This window comes from uncultured Gimesia sp., assembly GCF_937910335.1.
Lineage (GTDB): Bacteria > Planctomycetota > Planctomycetia > Planctomycetales > Planctomycetaceae > Gimesia.
Map to the genome: position 1 here is coordinate 1 of NZ_CALEMX010000558.1, position 9,888 is coordinate 9,888.

The following is a 9,888-nucleotide window of genomic DNA, read 5'->3' on the forward strand; positions in this document are numbered from 1 at the left end:
CTTTCCGCCAATATCAGACCTTCTGTATTGAATTCGGAATCTGCTACATTGCTTAACGCTCTTGAATTCCTCGATTGTTCAACAATCGATGTATTCAAGCAAAACGCTTCGATTTCATATTTATGATTCCACCCATACCAACCAGCGAAAGAAAGACCCACTACGGCGGCAAAGAAGAATGGTTTTTGTGGTCGCGTTTTTTTTGCAACAGGTTTATCAACAACGGGAACCGGTACTTCCTGAGCAGCTTCTGAATCGTTCTGGGACGAAGATTCCATCAGACTTTCCTTTTGTATAGAGGGAGGGGTTTCGAAAGTAATTCGAATAAACCTGTCACCATCAGAAACGATCAAGTCTCAGAAATATGTTAAGCAGCTCACAAATCAACTCAAAAACGCGTTATTGTTCATGAATTGACTACACGATTGAAAGAATATCGCAATATTCCGAGTTCTACAAACTTACAGTCCAACTGAACGGGGTTGATCGATCTCAGTTCTTATCAGCTTTCGCAGCATTCCAAACCGTGACACCCAGATGGTAGCCTGTGTGTTGTGGAGAGTTGTTAGAATACCAGGCAGTAACAAGACTCCCATCGGCCCGCTGTATCGTAGAGGGATATCCGCAATCGCCACCATCAGCAGTATGAGCCAGTCGTAAAGGCTTACTCCAACTCTGGCCTTCATCGCTACTCAGCTTAGCACAAACTCCGCGCTGGCCATTAATGCGGACGCCATAGCTAAGCAACAAACGCCCATCCACCAGTCGAGTGAGATGCCCGTTGATCTCATTACGCTCAGTCACTGCTACCGGCTTCTGCCAGGTCACACCATTATCGTCACTGCGAACAAGCTCCATCTTGTCAATTCTCGCCGCAGCAAGCCAGCGTTTCCCACCCAGTGGAAAAATATCCGTTTCATTATGCCCAGGTCCGATTACAGAAACGACTTTCCACGTCCAACCATCGTCATCACTCCGCAGATGTGATGAGCGCCAGCCCTTAGTTTTTGTTGACTTCGCAGGATCACTAAACTCGCCTTGATAACACGACACATGCAGGGCTCCGTCGGCCCCCGCCCAGATATCGCCAAAGGGAATATATTCTGACCAACCCTCTAGAGATGCAGGAAACGCCTCTCGTTTTTTCCAGGTGCGCCCACCGTCTTTTGAACGCAGAACCCAACTACGCAAGATCGTATCGCGAAACGCAGACTGCTTGGGACGTGAAGCTTGTTTAATATTACTCCAACCAGAACAGAGCACCACGAGATCGCCATTCTTTGCGAGCCCAGCCGCATGATTCATGCGCACCGTGTTCGGATCATGCTGAGTAACCGTACTGCGTTTCTCCCAATGCAATCCATCTTTGCTCGCCCAGCAATCAACGTCACCTTCCTGCTGACCATGGCTTGGTTTGTTGTGAAACACAACTATGATCGAGCCATCTGGCATGAGTGTCAAATTAGGCCAGGCACACACATTTTCCACAGCAACCACCTGATGCAGAATCTTTGGTTCCTGCGCGGAGAGCAATCCCGAATTCAAAACAAACATCAAAACGACGACAGAACTCAGAATCGAAACACGCATGTCAACTCCACACTAAGAAAAAAAGTACAAGAGAAGGGATTCTGATTTCACCACTGTTTGACTCTACTCTATGCGGCACATTGACATTGGTCAAGTTCGCAGACGATTGCAAGACAGGTTTCAGCTGTCATTCAGATTTACAGAAGTACCGTATTCCATTCACATTGATTCGCCAATAATCACTTTACCGTAATACAGGCAGTCGCGCTTTCCGTTTTTCAATAACCGTTGTCTGCTCCTCAGAGTTGCTCTCTTCAATTTGTGTTTTGTCGTCAGTATTCCCAAGTGGGCAGTTGCGGCACATAACTAGAATGTAAGCTGAGGGAATAAAGTACAGCGCGAGTAACGTCGCGCCTCCGACTCCACCCGAAATCGTAATCGCCAAGGGTGGCCAGAATCCACCTCCCGCAATGACCAGAGGTAAAAAACCGGCGACTGTTGTTAGAGATGTTGCAACCACGTGCCGCGTGGAACGTAATACAACATCGCGTACTACAACACGATTACCTTTTCGCGATTCAGGGTTTGCCCGTAATTCAGCCAAAACGACGATCGCATCGTTAATAGCAACCCCCGCCAGGCCCATTGAACCGACAATGGCCATAAACCCAAAAGGAAAGCCAAACAACCAGAGCATTCCCAGACCCAGACCGATGGAAAGCAAACCAACGCTTCCTACCAAAGCAGCGACACGGAATGAAGAAAACGAAAGCACCAGTGTAGCCACCATCAAGACCATCAGAACCCCGACGTTTACCATCAGATTTCCGACGGCATCATTTCGTTTGGATGCCTCACCACCCCATTCCAGACGATAGCCGGGAGGAAGTTCAAATCCAGACTGCTCCAGGTTAGACTGAAAGTCCATCAATACTTTTGCGGGAAGTACACCCGCTTTAATGTATGCCTGAACTTCATTCATCCGTTCCCCGTTGAAGTGAGAGATGGCTGCAATTTCCGACGACATTTCCACTTCAGCGATGGCCGTCAAAGGGACGAATTGAGTCTGTCCATCGCTCGTTTTTGTATTCGAGATGAGTTGAAGAGAAGCAATCGCATCAATCGAACCACGTTGATCATGGGGCACTCGAATCCGAACGGGCAATTCCTCCGTTTCTTCGAGAATACTGCCGCCGAGAGCTCCTTCCAGTGCTGCATTTAACTGATGCGAGATCTCTGCATGATTCAGTCCAGCCAGCCTGGCCTGCTCTTCATCGATTTTCAACGACAACTTGGGGAGGGGGTCTGCCAGCTCTGCCTTATGATGTTGAACATCGGGCGTCATGCTGAGAATCGTCCGCAGTTCGTCACCAAGCTCACTTAATTGATGTAGATCCGGGCCAAACAGTCGAACTTCAATAGGAGCATCAAACGGGGGCCCCTGCTCTAACTGTCTAACTAAAACCCGCGAATGTGAAACTTTTGAATCAAGTTCCCGTTGTAATTCATGAATCAGTGCTTGTCCTTTAGAAGCGGATTCTAACTGCACAAGTGCCTGGGCATAATTTGAAGAGTTTTCGCGTTTGGCGATAATATTATAATAGAATTGTGGTGCACTCTCGCCTAAAAACCATTCAATCCCCAGCACCTCTGGATGTTTTAAAACAACCTGGCGAATGGTTTCTATAGTCTCCTGCGTCTCTGCCAAGGAAGCATGCGCGTTTAATTCCAGTTCAATGTTTATCTGGTCTCGATCTGCTGGAGGAAAGAATTGCTCAGGCAATTCACTCGCAACCAGAAAGCCGCAAACAGGCAAGACACACCCCAAAGCCACACCCAGCAGCGGACGCGCAAACAGATAATCAAGCGATTTCCGATAAACGGATCGCATCTTTGCATGACTGAAACCAGTTTGCCACCAGTGATCATTGTTTGATTCGACATCACGCTCTGCAAACAGAGCGGCAATCGCAGGTATCACTGTCATTGCGAGAAAGAACGAACTGCAAATTGCTAAAATCACACTGATCGCAATCGATCCAACAAACTCCCCCGCTGGCCCGGGCATTAATGCAATGGGAGCAAACGCCAGCGCTGTGGTTAAAGTAGACCCCAGTAAAGGAACCGCTAAATGCCGCACGGTGGAGATCACTGCCTCTTCAGGCGAATTGCCAACCTGTAATTTAGACCGCACTTCATCAACGACGACGATCGCGTTATCTATCAAGAGCCCTAATGCAATAATCAAACCCGTAATTGACATCTGATGAATGGGGATATCCAAAAAACGAAGCCCCGCCAGAACCATAAAGGCTGACAGAGGCAACGCCAGTCCGATAACAACGGCATTTCGCCAGCCCATCATAAACACGATCACAGCAATCACTGCCAGACCACCATACAACAGGTTCCGCAACAGGCTATCCAATCTTGCTTCCACATAGCGATTCTGATCAAACAGGGTCTGCACCATCACATCATCGGCCAGAGTTTGCTCAAACTCTTTGACGACTGCTTTCGCAGACTGGCTCCAGTGATCAAGCCGAACGCTGTCGCGTACGAAAGCGCCCAAAGTCACCGCGGGTTTTCCATCTGCTATCACCAGACTGCTCAATGGTAAGGCAACCCCCTTTTTGATGCTGGCAATATCACCTAACTGCACGGAATGCCCTTCCGTACCAAATTGAACCGGCGTATTTGCTACTCGCGAAAGTGAATCCAGTTCTGAATCAACTTCGATGAGCAGATCACTTTTTTGTCCGCGCAAGAGCCCTGCAGTCAGCTTGGCATCCGATGATTTCACCTGATCTGCAATCCCCTGAACACTCAAGCCCAGCGAGGCAACTTTATCCGATTGAATCTCAGCAACGATTTCCTCATCGGGATCACCAAAAGTGTCAATATCTTCCGTACCGGATAGTGAACGCAGGCGATCTTCCAGTTGTCTTGCAGTCCGTCGCAATACAGCGTAATTCACTTCACTCGGATTATCCCAAACCAGAGCGATTATCATGGCATAGGCTTTTACTTCCAGCTCTTCAAAATCCGGTTCCTCAACTCCTTGAGGAAAGTCAACTCGGGCATCGTCAATTTTATCGCGAATACGCGACCAGATTTCGTCGACTTCATAAACGTCATCGCGCAATTCAATCGTTACGGACGACATGCCAGAACGAGAAATCGAACGTAATTCTTTGATCTCATCGATCTCCCTGAGTTCCTCTTCGATTTTTTCGGAAACCAGAGATTCAACTCGCGTTGCGTCAGCCCCCGGGAAACGGGTATTTACGCGCGCCACCCGTTGCGTTAACACGGGATCTTCCATCCGAGGCAGCACATAATAACTGGATAAGCCGGCAACCGTGATGAGCGCAATCATCAGGATTAACAATCGACGATTTCGATAAAATAATCCTTCCAGCATGATTAGATCCCTTCTCGATGATTAACGACGCTGCATTGCTGAAATCATCATCTCACAATGATGGACCGTCTCACCATTTATTGTTTTAGCGGTTTGACTTAATCACAACTCGTTGATTATTTGCCAGCTTATGAATCCCATCCACAACAATCCGATCTCCTGTCGTCAGAGTTCCCCGTACGAGTACACGATCACCTGCGGTATGCAATACTTCAACTTGTCGTTTTTCTAAGACGAATTCACTCTCAGTTTTACCATCAATAACAGAATAAGCAGACCAGAGCCCCCGCTCACCCCGCGCCAATGCACCTAATGGCAACCAGAAACCCTGCATCGGAACTGCTTCTTCGATCTCAATACGAATCACCTGGCCAGGAACAAGGTGCAATGCGGCTTTCGAATTCAGAGAGAGAACGATTTCCCGTGTACGTGTTACCGGATCAAGCTCGGGTAAAATCGCTTTCAGTGTAGCGTCAAATGTTCTCCCGTTGAGCTGCACTTTTTTCTTTGAGCCCTGCTTCAGATCTTTGGCCATGTCCACAGGAACGCCGATATGCGCCTCCAATTTCTGATCTTCAACCAATCTGAATAAAGGCACATCAGGAGGAATGACTGTGCCTTCATCAGCATACCGTTTTGAGATCCGACCGCTAAATGGTGCAGTCAGCCTGGCATCATCAAGATCAACCTGATTGTCAGCTAATGCAGCATCTAAATTGGCAACGACCGCTTTTTGAGCAGCGATCTTCTCTTTACGCGTGCCTTCCTGCAGTTCAGACAGCCGACTTTTTGCGGCATCCAATTGAGCTTGTTGCTGCTCGACATCGTATTGTGTTTCTTCGAAAACAGATTTGGAAATGGCATTTCGTTTCAACAATTGTTGATTTCGTTTGTGATTTGCCTCTAGATTTTTGAGTTTGGCAGAAAGTTGCCTGACCTCGGCTTCAGTCACTGCGATTGTCTGAAGTCGAGGACCTGCTTTTAATTCATCGAGTTTTGCCTGAGCGGCTGCACGCTCTGCTTGCAGCTTCAATCGAATCACATCCAGATGCCTTGTACTTAAATTGGCCAGAACCATTCCCGCTTCAACCGAGTCACCTTCATCGACGGCCACGTTGATCAGTTTCCCACTCCGCTCAAATGCCAGTTCGCTGATGCGCGCCGCTTCTACTTTACCCGTATATTTTCGCTTTCGTAAAAACGATTTAACCGATTTGATTTCGACTACATCAACGGGCATTCTCTGCCGTTTTGAGTTGTCAGATTTGATTTCAGTGGAATAGGCAATATCAGCAAACGACCAGCATACTCCGGCAATGCCAGTCACCAAAAGAATGACTAACACCGGATAATACTGTTTTACACATGCCGTCACTATTTGACGAAACGTCATTTTATCATGAAAAAAAAGCGACTTAGGCCGTAATTTGCTGAAGCTCATTTCCAAACACCTCCTCACTGACACGCTCAAAGACCGCATCGTAATCCACTTCTGAGCTGAGCGGTTTCCACTGAATACCATCCAGAAAACGACTATAATTGTGTCGCAACATTTTAAATGGTTCAGAAATACCTATCTCTTGCAAAGAATTACTGGTAGCAATAATTGAATAGCCACCGAACGAAAGCGACCACAAACCAAACACGATCTCTTCGGGCGAAGTAGTATCTTTCAGATTGAGATCACCACTGGCAATTCCATCTCGAACCACACCGCTGACAACTCCAATGCAACGACGTTCGCAATTCGACATCACCTGCCGTCGTTCTTCAGAAGTTTTATCCCAGATCGAATCGAGACGAATCGTCTGTTCCACCCGAAAATGATCGGGGTATAATTTCACAAACAGCTCAGCAGCTGTTCCAATGGCAGCAATGCGCTCACGTGACGTCCCTTGAAACAAAGCCGCTTTTTCAAACATTGCCAGGCGTTTTTCCAGAGTCTGAATCGCCAGCGTGATAATGATTTCTTCTTTGCAGGAAAAGTGGTTATAGATCGTGCCTTTGGAGTATTCGAGCATGCTCGTCAGACGATCCATATTCAGACCGTTATAACCGCCTTCAATAAACATGGGACGCGCGCATTCCAGGATGATGGCTTCACGTTCCTGCATTTCTCGATGTTTGCGATCTCTGGTATTCATAACAACCCCATTATGACGGATCGTCATTATTAGTCAACATATTTATGCTTATTTTATATCGATTGTATTTCCAGTATACCAAACCCCATATCCGGACCGGTTAAACATGGAACAAATATCATCGTAAACCACATTTATACAGAGACTTAACATCTATAACCATACAAGAATGTTGATCACTCGATCGACTGGAAGCATGCCCCTTTTCCTTGGAGACCGATGAGATGGCCCCTGGTATAAATTGAACACTTCGTCAACTACTGTCGTTGCTTTCAGCGCACCTTGGAAAATAGGATATCAAAGGCGTCCCGTTTCAACCCAGCATGTCATTGAATGAGAAGGAAACCCTCTTTCACCAAAAACTTAACTGCTTTGCTCTTCTTTTTGTTTCTGGTATTCTTTGAGCTTCCTGTAGAGAGTTCGCTCACCAATGCCCAGCATTTTGGCTGCTTCCTCCCGCTTGCCATCAGCCAGATCCAACGCGCGCTCAATGTAATAGCGTTCGACCTCAGAAAACGGTCGCCCGATCAGGAAATCGGCACCGGAACGATCTGAAGAATAACTACTGTCACCTTCAGTCCCCCCAACGGGCATAATTTCTTCTGGCAAATCATCCAGATCCAGAGTGCCATCAGTATCAAGGACCAGCATCCTTTCGGCAGCATTTCGTAATTGGCGAATATTGCCCGGCCAGTCATAGGACATCAATGCACGGCGGGCAGCGCGAGAAACACCTTCGAATGGTTTTCCATATTGCGTTGACAGTTCTTTCAAAAAGTGATCTGTCAGTAATGGGATGTCCCCCCGTCTTTCGCGCAAGGGAGGCAGTTCAATATTGACGACGGATAAACGGTAATACAAATCCTGTCGAAAACTTCCTGCCTTCACCATTTCCAACAGGTCGGCATTGGTGGCAGCCACCAGACGAACATTCAGACTGAGTTCTTCATTCGTTCCAAGCCTGGCAATCTTACGGTCTTCCAGGACACGCAATAATTTTATTTGAGTCTGCATCGGCATTTCACCGACCTCATCCAGAAACAGCGTACCCCCATTGGCATGCTCAAATTTACCAATCCGCTTACCAATGGCACCCGTAAAAGCACCCGGCTCATGCCCAAAAAGTTCGCTTTCCAGAATACTGTCCGGCAACGCAGAAATATTCAGAGGAACAAATGGCTTACTTTTTCGCTCACTATTCTGATGAATTGCCCGAGCTACCAGTTCCTTTCCAGTACCACTTTCACCTTCGATCATCACCGTGCTGTTGGTTGACGCCACACTCTTCAGCTTATCAATTACTTTATGCATTGATGGCGAATTGCCTACGACGCCTTCAAAACCAAACTTTTCATCGAGCCGACGATGCAGCTCCGCATTGTGACGCATCAACCGTACGCGCGTGGAAGCTTTTTCAACAGCATGACGGAGTTCATTGATATCAAGAGGCTTCGTCAGATAGGTATAGGCACCAAGTTGCATCGCAGTCACTGCCGAATTAATCGAACCATGCCCGGTTAACACAATCACTTCCGCATCGGGTAATTCATCTTTTGCTGTCCTGAGAATCGATAAACCGTCAACGCCATCCATACGCAAATCGGTAATCACAATATCAGCAGTTTCGCGTTCAATCAGCTTGGCGCCCTGCTCTCCTGAAGTCGCAATTTTACAATCGCAACCCACGCGCTCCAGACTCTCTGCGACAGCCTGTGCATGGGCTTCATCATCATCAATAATCAATACACGAATGACTATCGATGCAAGATCTTTTTCAGTAGCATCTTTCGCGCTCATTGAGCAGACTCTCAGCCTTTTCTTTATATGGATCGAAAGTTGGTTTTAGAAGTAATTCTTAGCATACCGGGAATGAAATGGTAAAGCGAGTTCCCCGACCGAGTTCGCTTTCGCATTCAATCGTCCCATGATGTGCATCGATAATTTTTTTCACTGTAGGCAATCCTAATCCGCTGCCTCCGGATTTGGTCGAAAAGAAAGCGTCAAACATTCGGGATTTGACTTTCTCATTAATGCCTTTCCCATTATCAATGATATCGAGATAGACCATCCCATTTTTATTATAAGTCTGCAATTCGATCAAACCACCATCAGGCATGGCCTGCACGACATTCAACGCCAGATTCATCAGCACTTGCCTTAACAGAGCTTTATCCACCTGAATCCGAGGTAGATCGGCGTCTAAATGCGGACTGATTTCAATATTCGCTTCACGTGCCTGCGGACGGAAAAAATCGATAAAGTCGCTCACCTGTTCATTCAGATTTGCTTCAGTTAACGCTAGTTTCCCCACGCGTGCAAATTGCAAAAATGCATCCAAAATCTCTTCCAGATGTTTGCATTCGCGCTGCACGCTTTCCACTTTTTTCAACATGCGATGCTTCGCAGGAACATCAAGAGAATCTAGATCTTCTGTGAGCAGTTCCAGATTCATACTCATTGTAGAAAGTGGATTTTTAATCTCGTGAGCCAAACCTCCGGCGAGCGAAGCGATTTCCGAATACTGCGCCTGAAACTGCTCGCGTTCATCGATGCTTAATGGGCTCTTATTCATTTCAGATCATTCCGGATTTCAATCTTACAAACCATTCGATCAAAACAGTACCACTCGATACAGCCATGTTGAGAACGCGGCTTTCGCTTGAAAACGATCGGCCTTTCTGAAGACTGTGAGGAATGTCTCCTGCGTGGCGTCGAGAGCGGCCTCGCGGTCACGCAGCATGCGCAGGCAGATAGCAAACACACGGTCTTGGTGAGCCGCCATGAGGTCGT

8 protein-coding genes are annotated in these 9,888 nt (G+C 47.2%); all 8 read right to left on the reverse strand.

Going from position 1 to position 9,888, the window contains the following annotated elements; all coding sequences use genetic code 11:
- Positions 1–278: hypothetical protein (locus tag Q0668_RS22990; protein WP_298868878.1), on the reverse strand; the 278-nt coding region annotated here is incomplete at its 3' end.
- Between the two features lie 214 nt (positions 279–492).
- A complete protein-coding gene (locus tag Q0668_RS22995; protein WP_298868879.1) occupies positions 493–1,590 on the reverse strand; it encodes a sialidase family protein in 1,098 nt (365 codons plus the stop codon).
- 184 nt (positions 1,591–1,774) lie between these two features.
- Positions 1,775–4,954 carry an efflux RND transporter permease subunit gene (locus Q0668_RS23000; protein ID WP_298868880.1) on the reverse strand — a complete coding sequence of 1,060 codons (3,180 nt, stop codon included), beginning with the start codon at positions 4,952–4,954 and terminating at the stop codon, positions 1,775–1,777.
- An 85-nt stretch (positions 4,955–5,039) separates the two neighbouring features.
- A complete protein-coding gene (locus Q0668_RS23005) occupies positions 5,040–6,395 on the reverse strand; it encodes an efflux RND transporter periplasmic adaptor subunit (protein WP_298868881.1) in 1,356 nt (451 codons plus the stop codon).
- Positions 6,370–7,098, reverse strand: coding sequence for a TetR/AcrR family transcriptional regulator (locus Q0668_RS23010; RefSeq protein WP_298868882.1), 729 nt, complete (start codon positions 7,096–7,098; stop codon positions 6,370–6,372). The genes Q0668_RS23005 and Q0668_RS23010 overlap by 26 nt, the downstream gene beginning before the upstream one ends.
- A 363-nt stretch (positions 7,099–7,461) precedes the next feature.
- Entirely contained in the window at positions 7,462–8,895 is a 1,434-nt protein-coding gene (locus Q0668_RS23015) for a sigma-54 dependent transcriptional regulator (RefSeq protein WP_298868883.1), read from the reverse strand.
- A gap of 58 nt (positions 8,896–8,953) precedes the next feature.
- The gene (locus Q0668_RS23020) at positions 8,954–9,670 is read right to left on the reverse strand and encodes an ATP-binding protein (RefSeq protein WP_298868884.1); all 717 of its coding nucleotides are present in this window, start codon (positions 9,668–9,670) and stop codon (positions 8,954–8,956) included.
- 39 nt (positions 9,671–9,709) lie between these two features.
- The gene (locus Q0668_RS26010) at positions 9,710–9,880 is read right to left on the reverse strand and encodes a sigma factor (RefSeq protein WP_366918984.1); all 171 of its coding nucleotides are present in this window, start codon (positions 9,878–9,880) and stop codon (positions 9,710–9,712) included.
- Between the last annotated feature and the right edge of the window lie 8 nt (positions 9,881–9,888).